This window comes from Rummeliibacillus sp. JY-2-4R (assembly GCF_053847205.1).
Genome location: NZ_CM132623.1, coordinates 2,995,994 through 3,017,516, shown reverse-complemented (window position 1 = coordinate 3,017,516; position 21,523 = coordinate 2,995,994). Strand labels below are relative to the sequence as shown.

At 35.0% G+C, this 21,523-nt stretch carries 18 protein-coding genes; 16 read left to right on the top strand and 2 right to left on the bottom strand.

Annotated features, from left to right (window positions below; translation table 11 throughout):
• Window positions 1-239: 239 nt before the first annotated feature.
• From ACWV26_RS14710 to ACWV26_RS14685, 6 genes are all read left to right on the top strand, one after another.
• Window positions 240-1,487: a right-handed parallel beta-helix repeat-containing protein gene (locus tag ACWV26_RS14710; protein WP_455895476.1), complete on the top strand. Its 1,248-nt coding sequence runs from the start codon at window positions 240-242 to the stop codon at window positions 1,485-1,487.
• Between the two features lie 32 nt (window positions 1,488-1,519).
• The gene (locus tag ACWV26_RS14705; RefSeq protein ID WP_455895475.1) at window positions 1,520-3,829 is read left to right on the top strand and encodes a hypothetical protein; all 2,310 of its coding nucleotides are present in this window, start codon (window positions 1,520-1,522) and stop codon (window positions 3,827-3,829) included.
• Between the two features lie 78 nt (window positions 3,830-3,907).
• Window positions 3,908-4,759: a D-amino-acid transaminase gene (dat, locus tag ACWV26_RS14700; RefSeq protein WP_455895474.1), complete on the top strand. Its 852-nt coding sequence runs from the start codon at window positions 3,908-3,910 to the stop codon at window positions 4,757-4,759.
• A gap of 144 nt (window positions 4,760-4,903) precedes the next feature.
• Window positions 4,904-5,899, top strand: a complete 996-nt coding sequence (locus tag ACWV26_RS14695) for an NERD domain-containing protein (RefSeq protein WP_455895473.1) — start codon at window positions 4,904-4,906, stop codon at window positions 5,897-5,899.
• Window positions 5,900-6,064: 165 nt separating this feature from the next.
• Window positions 6,065-6,718: a tRNA (guanosine(46)-N7)-methyltransferase TrmB gene (trmB, locus tag ACWV26_RS14690; RefSeq protein WP_455895472.1), complete on the top strand. Its 654-nt coding sequence runs from the start codon at window positions 6,065-6,067 to the stop codon at window positions 6,716-6,718.
• Window positions 6,719-6,886: 168 nt separating this feature from the next.
• A complete protein-coding gene (locus ACWV26_RS14685) occupies window positions 6,887-7,750 on the top strand; it encodes a YtnP family quorum-quenching lactonase (RefSeq protein ID WP_455895471.1) in 864 nt (287 codons plus the stop codon).
• Window positions 7,751-7,896: 146 nt separating this feature from the next.
• On the opposite strand, the gene ACWV26_RS14680 is transcribed toward ACWV26_RS14685, so the two are convergent.
• Entirely contained in the window at window positions 7,897-8,211 is a 315-nt protein-coding gene (locus tag ACWV26_RS14680) for a hypothetical protein (RefSeq protein WP_455895470.1), read from the bottom strand.
• Window positions 8,212-8,476: 265 nt separating this feature from the next.
• On the opposite strand from ACWV26_RS14680, the gene ACWV26_RS14675 reads away from it, so the two are divergent.
• From ACWV26_RS14675 to ACWV26_RS14630, 10 genes are all read left to right on the top strand, one after another.
• A complete protein-coding gene (locus ACWV26_RS14675) occupies window positions 8,477-9,535 on the top strand; it encodes a M42 family metallopeptidase (RefSeq protein WP_455898268.1) in 1,059 nt (352 codons plus the stop codon).
• Window positions 9,536-9,716: 181 nt separating this feature from the next.
• A complete protein-coding gene (locus ACWV26_RS14670; RefSeq protein ID WP_455895469.1) occupies window positions 9,717-10,244 on the top strand; it encodes a DUF84 family protein in 528 nt (175 codons plus the stop codon).
• An 80-nt stretch (window positions 10,245-10,324) separates the two neighbouring features.
• Complete coding sequence (locus ACWV26_RS14665; RefSeq protein WP_455895468.1) at window positions 10,325-10,846, top strand: hypothetical protein; 522 nt, start codon at window positions 10,325-10,327, stop codon at window positions 10,844-10,846.
• 12 nt (window positions 10,847-10,858) lie between these two features.
• Window positions 10,859-11,182 carry a thioredoxin family protein gene (locus ACWV26_RS14660; RefSeq protein WP_455895467.1) on the top strand — a complete coding sequence of 108 codons (324 nt, stop codon included), beginning with the start codon at window positions 10,859-10,861 and terminating at the stop codon, window positions 11,180-11,182.
• 16 nt (window positions 11,183-11,198) lie between these two features.
• Window positions 11,199-12,008 (top strand): DUF1444 domain-containing protein, encoded by an 810-nt coding sequence (locus ACWV26_RS14655; RefSeq protein WP_455895466.1) that lies wholly within the window; start codon window positions 11,199-11,201, stop codon window positions 12,006-12,008.
• A gap of 2 nt (window positions 12,009-12,010) precedes the next feature.
• On the top strand, window positions 12,011-12,619 hold the full coding sequence (gene ytpR / locus ACWV26_RS14650; RefSeq protein WP_455895465.1) for a YtpR family tRNA-binding protein: 609 nt from the start codon (window positions 12,011-12,013) through the stop codon (window positions 12,617-12,619).
• Window positions 12,620-12,887: 268 nt separating this feature from the next.
• Window positions 12,888-16,436, top strand: coding sequence for a DNA translocase FtsK (locus ACWV26_RS14645; protein ID WP_455895464.1), 3,549 nt, complete (start codon window positions 12,888-12,890; stop codon window positions 16,434-16,436).
• 194 nt (window positions 16,437-16,630) lie between these two features.
• Entirely contained in the window at window positions 16,631-17,935 is a 1,305-nt protein-coding gene (murC, locus tag ACWV26_RS14640; protein WP_455895463.1) for a UDP-N-acetylmuramate--L-alanine ligase, read from the top strand.
• A 208-nt stretch (window positions 17,936-18,143) separates the two neighbouring features.
• Window positions 18,144-18,608, top strand: coding sequence for a DUF948 domain-containing protein (locus tag ACWV26_RS14635; protein ID WP_455895462.1), 465 nt, complete (start codon window positions 18,144-18,146; stop codon window positions 18,606-18,608).
• Window positions 18,609-18,626: 18 nt separating this feature from the next.
• Complete coding sequence (locus ACWV26_RS14630; RefSeq protein WP_455895461.1) at window positions 18,627-19,160, top strand: YtxH domain-containing protein; 534 nt, start codon at window positions 18,627-18,629, stop codon at window positions 19,158-19,160.
• 199 nt (window positions 19,161-19,359) lie between these two features.
• Here the strand turns inward: ACWV26_RS14630 and ACWV26_RS14625 are convergent, their stop codons facing one another.
• Window positions 19,360-21,516, bottom strand: coding sequence for a cell division FtsA domain-containing protein (locus ACWV26_RS14625; RefSeq protein ID WP_455895460.1), 2,157 nt, complete (start codon window positions 21,514-21,516; stop codon window positions 19,360-19,362).
• Window positions 21,517-21,523 lie beyond the last annotated feature (7 nt).

The window sequence follows — 21,523 nt, the reverse complement described above, 5'->3', positions numbered from 1 at the left end:
TATCGAAGTGGAATCGGCGCAGACTCACCGCTCGTCCGCAGGAAAGCGAAGCCGATTCCACTTCATACTAAATCTAATAAGTATAAAATATTTTTACAGTACCCTAAGTTGCCAAGGAGGTACACCAAATAGCTATTATTTATTTATAAAATATACCTTTTTAAAACTGAATAGTATTTATATTATAAATGCATTTGACTAAGTAACTTGTTAACATTCGAAAGGAGATTTATACAAAAATGAACACCAAGAAAAACTTCTGGTTTCTAACAATAACAATTGCATTCTTCTGTGTACTTAGCTTAAACATCGAGGGAATAAAAGCACATGCAGCAACAACAAAACCTACATTTCAAGTAACACCAACATCAAAGCCAATTAATAAATCCTATTTAAAATACTCAACCTACAATAAGCAAACCCAAAATTACTATATGCTCCGTTCATATCTTGAAAAACTAGAAAGTACAAAAGGTGGCAAATTGATATTAAAAAAAGGGACATACATTGTAAGTAATGCATTATATGTGCCGTCTAACGTAACGATTGAACTTGCAGATGGGGCCAAAATTATAAAAGGAAAAAGTACAGGAAGCAAAATAGTACCTTCTAAATCCATTTTCCAATTCATCAGACCATCAAAAGCATATAAAGCAAATGTTTACGGAAAATATGAAGGAGAAAAAAATATTAAATTGATAGGCAGTGGTACTGCTACAATCGATTTACAATTCGATTTAAAAGCAATCGCGATTATCATAGGACACAACCAAAATATTGAAATCAATCATATTCAGTTTAAAAACATGTACGGAGGTCATTTTATTGAACTAGATGCCTCAAATAATGTGAAAATCATTAATTCATCCTTCCAAGGTTCAAAACATATGACTGGTCATGATAAAGAAGCCATCAATATTGATACACCAGATCACGAGACACAAGGATGGAGTCAGATCTGGAGCAAATTTGATAAACAACCGAATAACAATGTGCTAATCGCAAATAATACATTTAAACAATTGGATCGAGCTGTTGGCACACATAAATATTCTGGAGGAAAATTGCACAACAATGTAACCATTCGTAATAATATGATTAAAACAATGCGATCTGATGCGATTCGAGTGATGAATTGGTCCAATCCAATTATCGACGAGAATACAATTTCTGAAGTGGGAATTGGCCAAAATAGTTTGCGTGGTATTTTAATTAGTGGAGCAAGTAACCCTACAATTCAACATAATACATTCGACAAAGTCGCGCGTGCTATGCAATTTATAGTTTGGGAAAATAGCGGTCCAGGTAGTATTTACCCGCCAATATATAACACACTAACAGATGAAAATAAAGCAGCATTACAAACAAATACCGTTCATAATGTAACGGAATATTTTATTCGCATCACAAACAAAACGTATGGAGATTACAGTAATGCTGAAAAAATAGTATTACCTAATCCATCAAATCCATCAACATCTTTGTAAATGAAATAATCGTTAAGATAGGAGAGAGTAAGGTGAAATTTAGTTGGAAATTAGCAACCTACATAGCGCTTTTAGCAGGTCTATTTAGTGTAGGTTGGTATATGCATTCGTTTCTTACTGCATCTGGAAAAGGATCTACCTACACCATTTCGCCAAGAACTTCTCCTATTAATAACAAAATGAAAAAATATAAAACATATTCATACAAGACAAAAAACTATTACACACTAAGATCCTATTTAGAAAGACTGGAGTCAACTGGTGGTGGTACTTTAATCCTAAAAAAAGGTACATATAAGATTACTAACACATTATATGTACCTTCAAATGTAACGATCCAATTAAATGATGGTGTTACACTAGAAAAAAGTATAGATACTGGGAATTCTTTAAAAGCATCTAACTCCATGTTCCAATTAGTAGCACCTAGTATAAGAAATTCAGGTGCTTCCATTGGTGACTATAGCGGATCAGAGAATGTAACCATCACGAGCAATGGGAAAGCTACAATTGACTTGCAAGGTTATAAAAATGTAAGTGGTATTATTACAGGACATAATCGAAATCTTACCATTCAAAATCTCCAATTTAAAAATGCCAATGAAGGATATTTTCTTCAATTAGTGGCTACCCAAAATACGAAGATACAAAATAATAGTTTTACAAATGAAACATCCTCCTCTAAACCAGCTATTAGCATTGAAACGGCTGACTTCTCTTATGGAACGTACAAAGTTTCCTGGAGTTCGTATGATAACACCCCAAATACAAAAATATTAATCGAGAAAAACAAGTTCAGACAAGTACATGAGGCCATAGGTTCTAATCATTTTACAATTGACAAATTCCATTCGAATGTAGCGATTATGAATAACTCTATAAAAAATACAGAAGTAAGTGCAATTGTTATGAAAAATTGGAGGCTACCAATTGTAGAAAATAACAAAATTCAATCTGTAAAGGGTCCTTATGGGATATTCGTTAAAGGAACCTATAAGCCAATTATTCAGCATAATCAATTTATAAAACTTAATATTGCAGTATTTTTGGTTGCACAAACAGGTACAAATGAGCCATTCAATGAGAATACCATTACTTTAGGCGTTAAAAAGGCACTGGCTTCAAACATTGGAAAAGACCTACAGGAGTATGATACGCAAATAGAAAACACTGTACTTAAGCACAATGAAAAAATTGAATTTACGAATTTGCTGGATTTAGGAAAAGCTGAGTACAAAATAACCCCTCAATCAGTGACTCTCAATAAAGAGTATCTGCTTCTTCCATCTTATACAGAACAGACCAAGCAATATTATGCATTGAGATCGTATATGGAGCAGCTTGAAAAACAAGGCGGAGGGAAAATCGTCTTTACAAGAGGTGTTTATACAATCACAAATGTAGTGTATGTCCCTTCGAATGTCACATTAGAATTCGAAGACGGCACTGAAATCATAAAAGGGGATGAAACAGGAACAAATATGAGTCCGTCCCATTCCATTTTCCAACTAATTCGCCCATCACTAGCTAAAAAAGAAAGAGCTGTCAGGGGTTATAATGGTGAAAAAAATATTAGCTTTATTGGAAAAGGAAACGTTATATTCAATTTAAACTATAAATTATTTAGCTTTGCCATCATTATGGGACATAACAAAAACGTCTATGTTTCAAATATCCAGTTTCGTAATATGTATTCAGGCCATTTTATTGAAATGGATGCATCCAAAAATGTGACTATCACAAACAGCCAATTTGTCGATTCTAAGCCTTCCAATCGATACATTAAGGAGGCTATTAACATTGATACACCTGATAGAACAACACACGGCTGGAGTTCAAAATGGAGTAATTTTGACTGTACTGCAAATTCCGGAGTGAACATAACGAATAATACATTTAGAAATTTAGACAGAGCAATCGGTACTCATAAGTATTCAGGAGGACATCTTCATACAGATATTATCATCAGAGGAAATACGATTGATACTATGAGAAATGACGCCATTCGAGTGATGAACTGGAAAACACCTATCATTGAAAATAATAATATTCGAAATGTAGCGGTAAACAATTCAAGCAAAAGAGGGATACTTTCAAGTGGCGCCATAAATCCAAAAATTCGCAACAATACTTTTACAAATATGGGACGTGCTATACAATTTATTGCATGGAAAAATAAAGGTCCTGGTGAGCAGTATAAGGAGATAAAAGACGTCTTAACAGAAGAAGAAAAAGAAATGCTAAAAACAAATCAAATATTTAACCTAACAGAAAAGTATATTCGAATTTCGACTATATACGCAGTGTACAGTAATCCAGAAAAAGTAAAACTGATGAGTTAAATTTCAGATGTGATGAACTTTTTCGTTCACCACATCTTTTCTTTTGTATAATGTATGAATAGAGGAGTTGAAAGAAAAATGGCGAAAATGCTATATAATGGTCGATTTATGAACCAAGAAGAGGCAACAATTTCGATTCACGATAGAGGGTACCAATTTGGTGATGGGATATATGAAGTGATTAAAGTATACGATGGCTCTATGTTCACAGCAACAGAACATATCGATCGTTTTTATAGAAGTGCAGATGAAATTCAACTAGTAATTCCTTATACAAAGGATGTTTTACATAAAATGCTTTATGATCTAGTTGAAGAAAATGAATTAGAAGCAGGTCATATTTATATGCAAATTACAAGAGGTGTGGCTCCGCGTAATCATGCATTTCCTGTAGAAGTAACGGAGCCAGTATTAATTGCATATACGCAAACTGCAGGAAGACCTATTGAAAATCATCGCAATGGGGTTGGCGCGATTTTCGTTGAAGATATTCGTTGGCTTCGCTGTGATATCAAAAGCTTGAATTTACTTGGTAATGTTCTAGCAAAACAAAAAGCACATGAAGCTAATTGCTATGAAGCGATTCAACATAGAGGAGAAGTGATAACAGAAGGCTCATCTTCAAATATCTATGGTATCAAAGATGGCGTACTCTATACGCACCCAACCAATAACTTTATATTAAACGGAATCACGCGCCAAGTTGTCATGAAGTGCTGTGAGGAAATTAAGTTGAAAGTTGTGGAGGAACCATTTACAAAATCACAAGCATTTCAAATGGATGAAATCTTCCTATCATCAACAACTTCAGAAATTACACCTATTATTAAAATAGAGGATACAGTAATTGGAGAAGGCGTACCTGGTGCCTATACACGTAAACTTCAACAAGCTTTTGAAGAAAAGGTTCAATCTATAAATAAAATTTAATGAATTTCTTCAATTGGAAAGTACCGATTCTTTTAGCATAAAAACCGCATAAGTCCGCTATGTGGCCTTATACGGTTTGTTTTTGCATGCAACGATTACATATAAAACTAACTTTGCAACCAATAGTCATTTGGGAGGGGTATTATGGCACAATTAGTTAAACTACAAGACTACGTTTCTCGTTATCAAAATGATTTAAAAAGATATCCAACCCAATTTGTGAGACTAAAAAATATACAGTGGGACCATATGAAAAGTAACTGGGAGTCTGGCGAAGAAATCTCCGAGTGGGAACACGAAGAAGAAGTAGAAAAACAATCGAAAAGTTTTCTTCAGCGCTTGTTGCCATTTAATCGTCGAAAGAAACAGTATGTAGAGGATAGTGAGGAAGCTTATATTTCCGAAAATCGAGATGAGCCAACTTCTGAAGAAAATAATCTTCTAAATGAGTTTTTCCAACCTAAGATTCTATATTATCCACAAACAATAGAAGAATTAAGAAGAATGTACATGGATCAACTTTTCCAATTTCAATTAAAATGGGCGAGTGCGACTCTACGAGAAAAGTCATATATCAATCCGAAATTTTATCGTGATGCATTATTGCGCGCTTTTATACAACGTTTACCAGATAGTTACTTTCTATTTTACTACCCCATTTTTCAAATCAAAAAGGCTCCTATTGAAATGGGCATATTACTTTTAACACCCACAGAGTGTATATGTATTCAAGTATTAGAAGAAGAGAACGAAGCTGTGTTTGTTGGTGATGGAAGTCGCTTTTGGGCTAAAAAAATAGGGAAGATTGATAAAAAAGTTTTAAATCCATTCATTGGTTTAAATCGGATGGAATCAATTGTGAAACAAGTTTTCAAAACACATGAAATTGATTTACCTATTCGAAAAGTGGTGCTATCTCGTAACGGTTATATTGATTATCCTGGCTCAATTTATGGAATAGAAATGATTGATAAGAGAAAATATAAAGAATGGTTTACGCATTTGAAGAAAAATCCGTCACCAATGAAACATATGCAATTTAAAGCCGCACAGTGTCTATTAAATAAGGTACAAACTACCTCCTTTCAAAGATTAGATGAGGATGAAGACGAACAAACAGATGCTGAATCATCGGATTAAATAATAAATAAGTAAGAAAATACACATACTATTACCATAGCGAATACAATTTATTTAGTAGATATGATAAAGTAAATAGCTAGAAAGATTTCTTGACTAAGTACATTCTTTCTTTAATAATTAAATGTTGAATTGCACGAAAAATATAGAAATGAGGAAATATACTTGAGAGTTCGAAACAAACCATGGGCCGCAGATTTTATCAAAGCTCACCCTGAAATTATTATTCCTACTCCAGAAGAGCATAAAGGCAAATGGAAAGAGTTATTTGGAAATGACAATCCTTTGCATATTGAAGTAGGTTCAGGAAAAGGTCAATTTATAACAGGAATGGCACTACAAAATCCAGAGATTAATTATCTTGGAATTGAATTATTTGACAGTGTTATTGTTACAGCTGCTGAAAAAGTAATCGAAGCTGGTTCTCCTAATAATGTTCACTTATTATTAATCAACGGTGCCGATTTAGAAAAATACTTCGACAAAAAAGAAGTAGATCGTCTATATCTAAACTTTTCTGATCCATGGCCAAAATCACGCCATGCAAAACGTCGCTTAACACATGAAAACTTTTTAAAATTATATGAATCCGTGTTAGTAGATAACGGAGAAGTGCATTTCAAAACAGATAACCGTGGACTTTTTGAATTTTCACTTGTAAGCATGTCGCATTATGGTATGAAGTTAAACTACGTATCCCTTGATTTACATGCTGAAATGCCAGAAGACAATGTCATGACAGAATATGAGGAAAAATTCTCCTCAAAAGGCCAACCAATCTACCGTTTAGAATCACAATTTCAAACTAAAAAAGACTAACTGATCAAATCCACATTCTATTTGTTGTGAGTAGAATGTGGATTTTTAAATTCTCTAAAGTATCAATACATTTCTTTTGGAAAATTGCCAATCATGTTACAATTATTGAAGCACATTTACATAAATTGTGTGTGATAATTTTATGAGTTTACAAAGGGGGATCATAGGATGGATGCATTTCAATTTCATGATATGAAGTTAACATGGTTAAATGGGGGAGTTACTTTTTTAGATGGTGGTGCAATGTTTGGTGTTGTTCCTAAGCCTCTATGGTCAAGAAAATATCCAGTGAATGACAATAATCAAATTGAATTACGAACAGACCCTATATTAATTCAATATCAAGGCAAGAATCTACTCATTGATGCCGGTGTAGGTAATGGGAAATTTACGGACAAGCAACTACGCAATTATGGCGTGAAAGAACAATCAAATATTGATGCATGTTTAAAAGAGTTAGGTCTTACAACGGACGATATTGATTATGTATTGATGACACACTTACATTTTGATCACGCTTGTGGTCTAACAAAATGGCAAGGGGATCAATTGGTTCCAACATTTGCAAATGCGGAAATTTTCGTTTCGCAAATCGAATGGGATGAAATGCGCGAGCCGAATATTCGCTCTGCCAATACGTATTGGGAAGAAAATTGGAAGTCAATCGAAGAGCAAGTAAAACCGTTTAATGAACAATTTGAAGTATTGCCAGGTATTTTAATGGTTCATACTGGAGGTCATAGTGATGGACATTGTATCATCCGCTTATCACAAAAAGGTGAAACCATTATCCATATGGCAGATATCATGCCAACACATGCTCATCAAAATCCATTATGGGTATTAGCATATGATGACTACCCTATGACATCCATCTTCGCAAAAGAAAAACTTGTAAAGGAAATTCTTGATAATGGCTATTGGGTCTGCTTCTACCACGATGCTTTCAAACGCTTAATCAAGTGGGACAAAGCAGGTAAACAAGTCATTGATGAACTACCTCGCACACGAGAATCGCACACAACAGCATAAATTGAAACTATCGCCCTACACTTAGTGTGGGGTTTTTTTCAATACACTAAGTCGATAAAACAACAATCCTAATCGTAGCACAAAAAAATCCCGAACTCATTCAATTGAACAAGTTCAGGATATTCTATCAATATAGCTTTGTTTTTTTATACTCTTTCTAAATCAACAACAGAGCCAGTTCTTGCGTCTACAGCAAATTCGAAGTTAACTGTTTCTCCTTCTTCTACGCGAGAAATGCCTCCTTTGTATACAGGAATTTCAATGTCTTCTTTATGGAATGTTTGAGGCTTCATATAAATCCATGATCCATCAATTGGCCCTTGTTCTTTAAATTTCTCTTTCAAGTCATCTAAAATATGATTAGCATTTTTGTATGGACTCACTTTTTCACTTGCTTCTTTAATAACGTAAGTAACGGCAATCCCTGTGGCTGCTCCTAGTAAAAAATCACGTAGTTTCATCAAATATGCCTCCTTTGGTATATATATAAGTGTATCATATACAACGAATTGTGTGAAAAGAAGATGAGTGCGAAAAGAGAAAATTCTTTTGCTACTGAGGTTCATAGTTACAAAAAAAAGCACTTTCTTGAAATAATATCTATCTAAGAATTTACGAACTGAGAAATATCACTCAAATACAAATTGCAATGGTGGAATTTTACTGTTTTTTTGTCTACAATAGTAAAGAATGGCTCATAAGGGAGGCTTTTTTGTGAAACAAGATATGTTAGATATGTTTAAGACACTTACAGAATTACCAGGTGCTCCAGGTAATGAGCATGCTGTTCGTGCCTATATGCGTGAACAATTATCAAAGTACGCTGATGAAATTGTACAAGATCACCTAGGTGGTATTTTTGGTTTGAAAAAGGGCGACGAAAATGGGCCACGAGTTTTAGTAGCAGGACATATGGATGAGGTAGCATTTATGGTTACTCAAATTACGGATAATGGTATGATTCGTTTCCAAACACTTGGTGGATGGTGGAACCAAGTGATGCTTGCACAACGAGTAGAAGTTTATACATCAAACGGACCAATTCCAGGTGTCATTGCATCTATTCCAAAACATTTATTAACTCCTGAATTACAATCAAAACCAATGGAAATTAGCAACATGCTAATTGATATAGGGGCAGACGATAAAGAAGATGCAATCAAACTAGGCGTGCGTCCTGGTCAATCAATCATTCCTATTTGCCCGTTCACACCAATGGCAAATCCTAAGAAAATCATGGCGAAAGCATGGGATAACCGTTATGGTTGCGGTTTAGCAATCGAATTATTAAAAGAATTAAAAGACGAAAAGCTACCGAATACATTATATTCAGGTGCAAATGTTATGGAAGAAGTTGGATTGCGTGGAGCAAAAGTATCAGCCAATATGATTAAACCTGATTTATTCTTTGCGTTAGATTCTAGCCCTGCTAATGATGTTTCCGGCGATCAAAATCAATTTGGTCAATTAGGCAAAGGGGCATTACTTCGAATCTATGATCGAACAATGGTCACACATAAAGGAATGCGTGAGTATGTATTAGACACTGCAGAATCGAACAACATTCCTTATCAATACTTTGTATCACCAGGTGGTACAGATGCTGGTAATGTGCATATTTCAAATGATGGCGTGCCAAGTACAGTTATTGGTATTTGCGCTCGTTACATTCATTCACATGCATCAGTTATCCATACTGACGATATCGATGCTGCAAAAGAACTACTTGTTAAACTTGTAAAAAATGCAGACAAAACAACGCTAGATACAATTCGTAACAGTTAATTAGTTCCATTAAAATATGAATTGTAAAGGGAGGTTTCCATTCGGAATTCTCCCTTAATTTTATTCAGAATTAAAAAGCTTATATGGAGATTACTACTTGTTTAAGCGTGGCGGCTAATCAGTATTCATAAAAAAATCCACGGTTGATTGTAGTTTTACATTATAGTTAGGAAGTGTCATGATGAAAGTTGGTATAGGTACGACAAATAAAGCAAAAGTTGGTGCAGTCCTCTCAGTAGTTACAAAACATTTTCACGATATTTTGACATTTGAACATATCTCTGTAGATTCTGGCGTTTCTGCTCAACCCATGTCAACTGAAGAAACTAGACTTGGTGCAATGAATCGAGCAAGAAAAACATTGAAAAAAACGGACGCTGAGTTAGCGTTTGGATTAGAAGGTGGCGTCACAATGATTGATGACATCATGTACTTATGTAATTGGGGGGCACTTGCCTTAAAAAATGGACAAGTTTTAACAGCTGCAGGTGCTCAAATACCACTACCAAAAGAAATTGCGGACCAAATTATTGCAGGGCGAGAATTAGGACCTGTAATGGATGATTTTGTTCATCAACTTGATACTCGTCAAAATGTCGGAGCTATTGGTATTTTTACGGATGGTATGATTGATCGAAAAGAAATGTTCGAGCATATTCTTCATCAATTAGTAGGACAATATTTCTTTTATCAAAAATACACGAATTAGCATGAAAAGGCACGATAGTTGCATAGGAATATTGGGCATTTTACAATATAGATAGTCCAGTACGAATGGAGGAATTCCGAATGTTCCGTCAATGTACCAAGCTATTAGTATCAAGTGTCCTTATATTGAATGTTGCAGCATGTGGTCAATCAATCAATTCTAAAATGTCACAAGGTTTTTCCGATGCCAATACGATTTTCAATTCGAAACCAAAGAACTATACAGCATCTACAGAACATTTGAAATTTTATCTACCGGAAGGCTATAAAGTAAAAAACTCTTCTGATGAAACAAATATTCTTTTATCAAAGGGAAAAGGAACATATGCAGTCTTTTACAATCCTAACGATTCGAAAGTAAGTAAGCGTTTCTATCAGACGATGCAAACTAACTTAAAAGACCATATTATCAAAGAACAATCTTATGAAAAAAATGGGCGATTTGGTTTTACTAGCGTATTAAAAGAAGACAAAGAAAACTATCAAGTCATTGCAAGTCAAGGTGGAGTAAAGGTCACTGGAATAGCAAGTGATGAAAATATCAATGATACAATTACAGAACTAATGACCATCGCACAATCTGTCAAATTAAAAAACAAGTGAGGCAATCAAACAATGGAAACTTTACAAACAGTAGAACAATTTCATGAACTAAAAGAACAAGGAAAACATGTTTTCCTATTTTCAGCTGGATGGTGTGGAGACTGTCGTTTTATCGAACCATTTATGCCTGAAGTTGAAGGGAAATTTAGTGATTTTACATTTGTTACCGTGAATCGTGATGATTTTATCGATTTATGTGGTGAACTTGATGTTTATGGTATCCCAAGCTTTATCGCATACAATAATGGGGAAGAAACAGGACGCTTCGTATCTAAAGATCGCAAAACGCAAGAAGAGATTGAAGCATTTTTAAATGCACAAACTAGCAAAATTTAATGAGGTGAGTCACTAGATGACAGCACAAGAATTAGTCGATATTTTAAAAAGACGTCTAGGCGAAGATCAATTTGAATGGAAGCTAGATTCTAAAACAAATAAATTACGATTAGATCATCGCAAATTAGGAAAAGGGATGGACCTTTTTTTAGGTGATGTTCTAACAAAATATGATGTACGTAAAGACAAAGCAATCGACGAAGTAGTATATACAATCGAACAAACCTTTTCTGCCATGCAAAAAGAAAAAGAACTAGGATTTCAAGAATTGACGAATATATTTCCTGTTATTCGCTCAGGTTCTTTTCCAAAAAAATCAAAAGAAGGACATGCATTTATTACAACAGAGCATACAGCTGAGACACGTATTTACTATGCACTTGACCTTGGAAATACGTATCGTTTAATCGATGAAGATATCGTGAAAAAGCTACAGATATCTGTTGAACAAATGAAAGAATCTGCTCGTTTTCAAGTACGTAAATTACCTACAAAGGTAAAAAAAGATATCGTCGCTGGAAACGTATTCTACTTTTTAAATGAAAATGACGGCTATGATGCAAGTCGAATTTTAAATGATGCTTTTCTAAAAGAAATGCGTGGTAAAATTGAAGGGGATATGACCGTGTCAGTACCTCATCAAGATGTACTGATTATCGGAGACATTCGCAATAATACAGGTTATGATGTATTAGCCCAAATGACGATGCATTTCTTTACAGAAGGTGCAGTGCCAATTACATCATTATCATTTGTATATGAAGATGGCCATTTAGAACCAATCTTCATCCTAGCGAAAAACAGAGTAAAAAAGGAGCAAGAATAATCATGATCGTATCGTACAACAAAGCGCATGTAGGGGATGTTCTATTAGTCCAACTAACTACAGAAGCGATTGTCAAAACGGAAATTGAAAAACACGGAGATTTAGTGTTACTAAAAGAAGGTGCAACTGGCGAAGTAAAAGGGTTTAACCTTTTTAACGCTAGTAACTATATGACAATTGAGGAAATCGGGAATGTTGAGGTAACAAAAGAACTTGTATCCAAACTAGAAGAAGCCATAACCAAAAATGGTGTAATTTTCAGCTTAGATGTTGACTTAACACCTAAATTCGTAGTGGGCTTTGTAAAAGAAGTTTCCGAACATCCAAACGCTGACAAATTACATATCTGTAAAGTAGATGTTGGTGAAGAGGAACCATTACAAATTGTCTGTGGTGCACCTAATGTAGCTGAAGGACAACATGTTGTTGTTGCAAAAATCGGTGCAGTTATGCCTTCAGGTTTAGTAATCAAAGAATCTGAATTACGTGGCGTAGAATCATACGGTATGATGTGTTCTGCTCGTGAACTAGCCATCCCAAATGCCCCTCAAGTAAAAGGCATTATGGTATTAGATGACAATGCAGAAGTAGGATCAGCATTTAAATTCTAACTAATATAGTTATGGATTCAATCCAAGTTAATAATATTCACCTAAGTGCCTTATTCATATTTATGAACTAAGGCACTTTTTGTATAATCACTTATAAATATGAACCCAATTTTTAAAATAGGGAAAAATTCCCTTGACTTTTTCCGGAAAAATAAAGGATGAGTAAAAAAAGAAGGATATCTTACACAATCCCTCCTTACGCGTTGCGCGATGGTATTTAATACTGCTAAAATGAAGGCAATGATTTAGAAAAGAGTGGTGCATAAATATGAGTTGGTTTAAAAAAATCGTATCTCGCATTCTAGGTGATGAGATAGAAGAAACGTCAACCAAATATAATGACAATTACAACGGGGATCAACAATATAAATCATTTGATCAATTTGAAAATGACTATGACTATGAAAACTATGAAAATGAAGAAGAAACAAGATATATAGAAGATTACCATCAGGATAGAACACAAGTACAAGGTCAAAATCCGAATTATATGAATGGTAGAGAATCTTTTAAATTCCCTATTATTCAAGATGAAGGTAATAGAAATAACGTACAAAACGGCAATTCTTCTAAATGGATGAATCAAGAAGAGTATGTACAACCTGTAAGTAAACAGCAAGTAAAACAAACGCATAATCAAGATGAGCAAAAGCCTTTACATCTTTCAGATAGACGTCGTCCAGAACAATATTCTCCATTTGTTCGAGAACCTCGTGGGTTAAGAGGGGTTGTTGAAAAACCTAGTCGAGAAAATTATAATCCATTTAATCCAGGTGGAACAAAGAAACTCGCACCTCAACCTAAAAGTCGCCCAATTGTTCAAGCAAAACCTGAAAAGAAAATAATAAAAGATCCTGTAAAAACTGTAAATATAGAAAGTAAAGCAATCAAAGTAATTGAGGTAAACACACCAGAGGAGCCAAAGAAGAAGTTTATTCCAACTAGAGTGCCTTCACCTATTTATGGGTTCCAAACGCCGCCTAAACGGAATAATAATATCTATGACTTATTGGATGAGAAAGAAAAGAATACAGAGAAAAAGAACGATGTAACTCTAAAAAATACTGCATGGGGTGAAGTAGCTGCCTCTTCACCTCAACTTGTTGAAAAAACGGAAGAAACAGTTTCGAATTCAATAGATAAAAGTAAAGTGCCACCTATTGAAGACACTGAAAAAGTTGTTGTTAAGGAAAATGGTATAAATAAGGAAAACCATCAAATCATCTCCGAACAACAACACAATAGTGAAATGGACAACATTGTACCAATCGAAGAAAATGATGGACAGGTTCAAAATGCAGTAAATGAACATATAGTTGAAGAAACAACTGAAACAAATCAAATTACATTATCTCCTATAGAAACAAGGGGGATAAATGATGAATCAGAAATTCTACCTCAAGAATTGGAAGTAAACAATGCTGATTCGTTACCTTCTCAATCTATTGAATCAAAAATAGAAGAACCGGTTGCAGATGAAGTGAAAGTAGCTGAAACAACGTTAGAAGTTAGTGATGATGAAGCAGAGGTCGTTTCTTCTTTTGATAACGATTTAGTGGCAGAAACAGTAAAAGAACAAACTACAGAACTTGAATTGTTAAGTGATGTAACTATAGAACAATCTGAGAATGAATCAATACAAGAGATCGAACCAATTTTAGAAGTGAACAAGAATGATGAAACTCCTTCAGATAATACTGTGCCACTAGAGCCAGAATTGATAGCGGATACAGTAAATGAGAAAACTAATGATTCTAAATTGTTCACAGAAGTAGTATTGGAACATTCTGAGAACGAAGCAGTAGAAGAAGTTGAAAGTATAGCTGAAATTGAGCAAGAGGTTGAAAGTGAAACGGAACTAGAAGCAGCATCTACTACAGCAGCAATTGAACAAGCGAATGTACAAGAGCTAAATTCAGTACAAGAAACAGTTCAAGAATTAGAAGCGGAAATAGAACCAGAAACTATACAAGAAATTCAAAATCAAGAGGAACCAAAAAGAACAGGTAGTCGAGTTCCATTCAATGTAGTGATGCTAAAATCTGATAAAGCGAAAATGGAGCAAATTAGACTACAGGAAATTCCATTGCCTGGTGTAAAATCTTTTGCAGCTGGATATACAAAAGCCACTTCAGCACAAAATACACATGTTACATCGGTATCGTCTGAAACAAATTCTACTTCAAGTAATACAATAGAGAAATTAAATTCTGATCATCTTATTGTTACTGAAGAAAAGTCAACCGTTTCAGAAGCCGAACCTGCTGCAATTGTAGAAATATCGGCATTAGAAGTAGAGCAAGAAGTTAAAATTGTACCAAAAGAAGAAAATGAAACAATGCAAAATCATGATACTTTAGAACAGCACTATAATACTATAGAAGTAAAAGAGCCAGCTCCTTTAAATGAACATCTTGAAGAAGCACTTTCTTATCTTGAAGCTCCAGAAGAACAGACAGAAGATTTTGAATGGATGGATGCACAAGGTGAGAAGTTAATTGAAGCATTGTCTTATTTCCAAATTGATGGAGAAATCGTACAAATCGTTCAAGGTCCAGCTGTAACACAATTTGAGATTACAGTCGGTCATGGGATTAAAGTAAGTAAAATACGTAATTTAGCAGATGATTTAAAACTAGCACTAGCAGCAAGAGATATTCGCATCCAGGCACCAATACCTGGAAAAAGTTCAATTGGTATTGAAATTCCAAATCGTACATCGCGTGCTGTTAGGCTATCAGAAGTAGTTAATCATTCATCTTTTATAGATTCTAAATCACCTCTTGAAGCAGCGTTAGGTTTAGATTTAACAGGGGAACCTGTGACTATTGATTTGCGTAAAATGCCACATGGAATGATTGCAGGAGCTACTGGTTCAGGAAAATCTGTATGTATAAACTCACTTTTAATCAGTTTACTATTGAAAGCTAGTCCGCAAGATGTAAAATTAATGTTAATCGATCCAAAGATGGTGGAACTTGCACCATTTAATCATATCCCACACTTAGTGAGTCCAGTTATTACGGATGTAAAGGCTGCAACTGCCGCACTTAAATGGGCAGTAGATGAAATGGACCGTCGTTATCAGTTATTTGCTCATGTAGGTGCACGTGATATTACACGTTATAATAAAATGGTAGAAAAAGAGAGAAAATTCTCTTTGAAAATGCCATATCTAGTCATTGTAATCGATGAGTTAGCTGATTTAATGATGATGTCACCGCAGGAAGTAGAAGAATCCATTTGCCGAATTGCACAAAAAGCAAGAGCTTGTGGTATTCATTTAGTTTTAGCAACACAACGACCTTCTGTTGATGTCATTACAGGATTGATTAAATCCAACATTCCTACTCGAATTGCTTTTTCTGTTTCATCACATGTAGATTCAAGAACGATATTAGATAGCCAAGGGGCAGAACGATTACTGGGAAGGGGAGATATGCTGTATCTAGGAAACGGCATGTCTGCACCAGTCCGCGTACAAGGTACGTATGTTACGGATGATGAAATTGAAGCAGTAACAGATTTCGTACGTACACTTGGCGAACCTGAATATTTATTCCAACAAGAGGAATTATTGAAAAAAGTTGAAACAATTGATGAACAAGATGAATTATTTGAAGAAGCTTGCCGTTATATTTGTAGTGAAGGTTCAGTATCTGCATCGTCTCTTCAACGGAAATACCGAATCGGCTACAATCGTGCAGCAAGATTAGTGGATATGATGGAGGCTCAAGGCTTTATCTCAGAATCTAGGGGTACAAAACCTAGAGAAGTATTTTTAACAGAGCGTGATCTAGACGATTTATTCGGATAATAGCGTGTATAAATATTACGATTTGCATGTATAAATATTACGATTATAAGCATAATATTTCTAGTTTAAGACAAATTTAAAAAGGAATCAGTGTTTATGTTAGAACTGGGATAAATCGTGCTATAATGGTAGATGCTTTAATTTAATAGATTTGATTATTCAAGGGTAAGGAAACTTTCCCAGGAGGTTTCAACATGACAGTTTATCATTTTACAGGAATTAAAGGTTCAGGAATGAGCTCACTTGCTCAAATTTTATTTGATTCAGGATGTCAGGTGCAGGGCTCAGATATAGAAACGTATTTCTTTACGGAAGAACCACTTAGAAAACGAAATATCACTATTTTGCCATTTAATGCAGATAATATTAAGGAAGGAATGACTGTAATTGCAGGAAATGCTTTTCCTGACAGCCATCCTGAAATTGTACGTGCAAATGAAATGGGTGTCGAAGTTATTCGTTATCACAAGTTCTTAGGCAGCTATTTAGAGAAATTTACATCAGTTGCTATTACAGGTGCACATGGGAAAACTTCCACAACAGGATTGATGGCACATGTATTAGAGGGTTCAAGCCCAACATCATACTTAATCGGTGATGGTACAGGTGGAGGTGCCAAAAACGCTAAAAACCTAGTAATGGAAGCTTGTGAATATCGTCGTCATTTCCTTGCGTATCATCCAGACTATGCAGTAATGACGAATATTGACTTCGATCATCCAGATTACTACAAAGACGTTGAAGATGTGTTTGATGCATTCCAATCAATGGCGCTTCAAGTAAAAAAAGCGATCGTTGCATGTGGTGATGATGAACATTTACAAAAAATTAAAGCGAATGTGCCGGTTGTTTACTATGGCTTTGGTTCAGAAAATGACTTCGAAGCTCGTAATGTAGAAAAAACAACAAAAGGTACTTCATTTGAAGTGTATGTTCGCAACGAATTTTATAGCAAGTTCTTTATTCCAATGTTCGGTGACCACAATGTGTTAAATACTTTAGCAGTTATTTCGCTTTGTCATTATGAAGGACTACCAGCAGAACTAATTCAAGAACAACTTCATACTTATCATGGTGTAAAACGCCGCTTTACAGAAACAGATTTTGGTGATCGTACATTAATTGACGACTACGCACACCACCCAACTGAAATAAGTGCAACCATTCAATCTGCTCGTCAAAAATATCCAGACCGTGAACTTGTGGCCATTTTCCAACCACATACGTTTACTCGGACTCAAGCGTTCCTTTCAAATTTTGCGGATAGCTTAAATCAAGCGGACTGTGTATATTTATGTGATATTTTTGGTTCTGCACGTGAAAAAACAGGCTCATTATCTATTCAAGACTTAGCTGACTTAATACCAGGTAGTAAACTACTATCAATGGATCATGTTCAAGAATTGGTAGATCATAAGAATGCTGTATTCTTGTTCATGGGTGCTGGTGACATACACAAATTCCAAACAGCTTTTGAAGACTTATTAAAAGCTGAATAAGGGAAAGTAAATAATTTCAAATACTTAAACTGTAGAAAACAGATATGGTTCGTTTTCTACAGTTTTTTATTATAAAAGAATATTATTTTGGGAACGTTTACTCTGGCAGGATATAGAAAAACTCTGTAGAATGTAATTAGGTAAGTGATGTTTAAAGACACTTATTTTGTGGAAATATCCTTATATAGATAGAATGGAGGTTTTTTAAATGATTGTTATTCTATACATTGCAGCATTAGTTGCCGCGATAGGTTTCCTAGTGTTATGTATAGGTTTAGCCATGACTTTGAATTCATTGAAAAAAACAATGAACAATGTGGCAAACACTATGGCAGGAATTGAAGGACAAATGAAAGGAATTACTGGCGAGACTACAAGCTTATTAGAAAAAACGAATATGCTTGCTGAAGATATCCAAGTGAAATCTAAGCAACTAAATTCAGTAGTCGATGCTGTTAAAGGATTTGCAGATTCTATTAAGGGTTTAAGTGATTCAGTTAAAAATGTAACCACATCCGTTAATACAAATGTATCCAAAAACAGCGACCAAATCGCTCAAGTTATTCAATGGGGAAATGCCTTCGTAGGGATTCGTGATAAAATAAAAAAAAGTAAAGCTCTAGACGATGATATCATCTATGAAGGTGTTTCAAAAAAAGGCAAACGTAAATAATTCTAAGGGGGCGCTAGTATGGTAGAACAAAAACCAAATTACAGTGAAGTGAGAAATGTAGGTATTGAAGGTAATGATGAAAATTATTTGCCACAAACATATAGTAAGCGTGCTGAATCATTGTATGCGAACGATGATGCCAATTTGAATTTAAAAGACTTCATCATCGGTGCTTTTGTTGGTGGTGTAGTTGGAGCAGCAACTGCATTATTCTTAGCTCCTAAAGCTGGGAAAGAATTAAGAAGTGACGTTGCCGTCCAAGCAAGTCAATTAAAAGAAAAAAGTGCTGGTTTCACATCTACTGCTAAAGAAAAAACAGTAGAACTTTCAAAAAAAGTACAAGCTCAATCTGGTCAATTGGTTGATAAGGTAAAATCCTTAAAATCTACTACAACTCCTCCATTCGATGATGGTACAGTTTCTTATGAAGGTGAAGAACCTCTAGATATTATGGAAACAATGGAAAAAACCATTGCTGAATATGAAAATGAACAAAAAGAACAAGCAGCTGCTGGTTCAACGAAGGAAAAAGCCTCTTCAAAGAACAGCTAGCTCTAAAACAGTTTTAAAAACAAATAAAACCCCAAATAGGGACACAATCAAATGTGTTCTGTTTGGGGTTTTTCTGTGGTGAAATTGACAATGCCCATTTTGTAAGAGAAGGGTAGTTATTTTACTATCCAAAATGATATCATCTAAAATTCGAAACTATTTGATATTCTAAAAGCGCATTGTTCCAATTAAAGAAAATTTATAAAGCTGGAGTAGTCGGAATAAGATTAATCTCAAGTACATCTCCACCGAATATGGCTGCATCAAATTGAGAATGTTCACCATTTCTTAGGATTTCAAAAGTACCCTTAAAGTCTGGTGGTAATTGCCAATCTGAAAAGCGAAAGACGTCTTGATAGACCCAATTGGTTGTTTCTCTCGGTAAGAATTGCAAAGCGTCTTTCTTTTGGATATCTGTAGAGGAATCTACAGTTTGTCCGTTAACCAGAATATCATAATAAGGTCTGCTTAGTTCTAGCTGTTGACCTTGAAATGTAATCAATATCCGGTTTTCGTATAAAAGATTTAGGTGTTTAGCAATATTATGAACAGTGGGTTTGTTTTTCGCTTGAATGCGAATGTAATCGCCCTCTGTTATTTGAGAATATAATGTTGCAGGCTGGTTGTTTAACACAATTTCATGATTATATTCTGGTAATTGAATAACCTTACCATCTATTGAAACAGAAAATGGAGTTAGAAGGTTTAGCAAGTAATTAAGACCTATATGATGTAAAAGTTGTTCAATGTTATTGGCTGTATCAATGACTAACATATCGCCATCTTGCAGTGAGTCTTGAATTTTTGCAGGTTGATTATTTAATAGAATTATAGATTGTACTTTATACTTCTCATCATTAATGAATATGGTTAGTTCTTCTTCTAGTTCCATCATTTCTTGAATGGTAACGTGCGCAGGATTTCCATTCTTCCCCGCTATTAACTCGATTTTATCTCCGTTTTGGATTGGTGTCTTAATCGTTCCTTTCTCTCCATTAACAAAAATTTCAGTAGGGCTTCCGTGTTCTCCAGGTACAAATATGTCTTGTCCGTTTACATTTACACAAATCGCTAAGCCAGGCTTGCCATAAAGTCTGTTGATGTTAACATTTGCGGCAAGTAGGGCATCTGCGACCGTCATTTCCTTTAACTCGAATAGACGAATGATTTGTTTGTTTACTTCTACAGTCATATATTTAATAGGAGAGTTCTTGGCAGAGATTGCAATCCCGATTGGTGTAACGAGTTCTGGTGATGCTGGGACATGTTCTTCAAAGGTTAGTTTTTGAATGGCATCAATTCCTCGAACAGCTGCACGGTTTTCAGGAATATTAAGTGCCTTACATAACTCGTCTGTAATTTCTGGAGTTAAACTACCTCCACCGACAAGTAGGACTGCTTTTGGTGCAATATTGCTATTTAATCGTAGAATTTCATTTGCAATGCTAGTTGCAAGATTTGTCACTGAGGGGAGTAGAACATCGATGACTTCGTTTTTTTGATAAACCTGTTCAAACCCTAAAATATCTGAAATTGTAATTTCTTCATATTTTGACAAATCACGTTTTACTTTTTCTGCAACAGGGAAGTCTAACAAGAAATGATCACTTAATGATTCTGTTATTTCATCGCCTGCAGTTGGCACCATTCCGTAGGCTGTTACGGTTCCTTTATTTGTAATTGCTATATCGGAAGTTCCTGCACCAATATCAACTAGTGCAATATTTAAACGACGCATCGTAGAAGGGATTAAAGCATTGATGGCAGCAATCGGTTCTAAAGTTAAACCTTCCATTTCTAAATCTGCTCTTTTTAAAGCTGCTAGCAGCGATTCTACAACGACTCTTGGTAAGAATGTAGCAATAACTTCCACTTCCGCAACTTCACCTTGTTGGTCCATTAAACTGCCGATTTCTTGCCCATCTAATCGGTAGTATAAAACAGAGTACCCAACACAATAATAATGACTACCGGTATTATTTTCATGATGATCAAGCAATTGCTGTTGTGCTTTTTGAACGGCGGCTATTTCTAATCGATTTATATCATCATCTATCAGCGCCGTGCGGTTTTTTATATCTAATGTGGTACTAGCTTGCTCTGTTTGTAATGCACGGCCTGCTGCAGCTACACTTACTTTATGGAGAGGACCATGCTTTTTCTCTAATTGTTCTTTCACATTTTGGATCACTATTGCAACATGGATAATATTATGTATTTGTCCATCAACCATCGCTCTTTCTTTATGTTCCTCTGAGATCAAGTCCACAACATGGTATCCGTTGTCTTGTTCTTCTAAAATAATCCCAACTACAGAACGAGTTCCTATATCTAATGCGAAAAGTTTTGAAGTCAAATTTTTC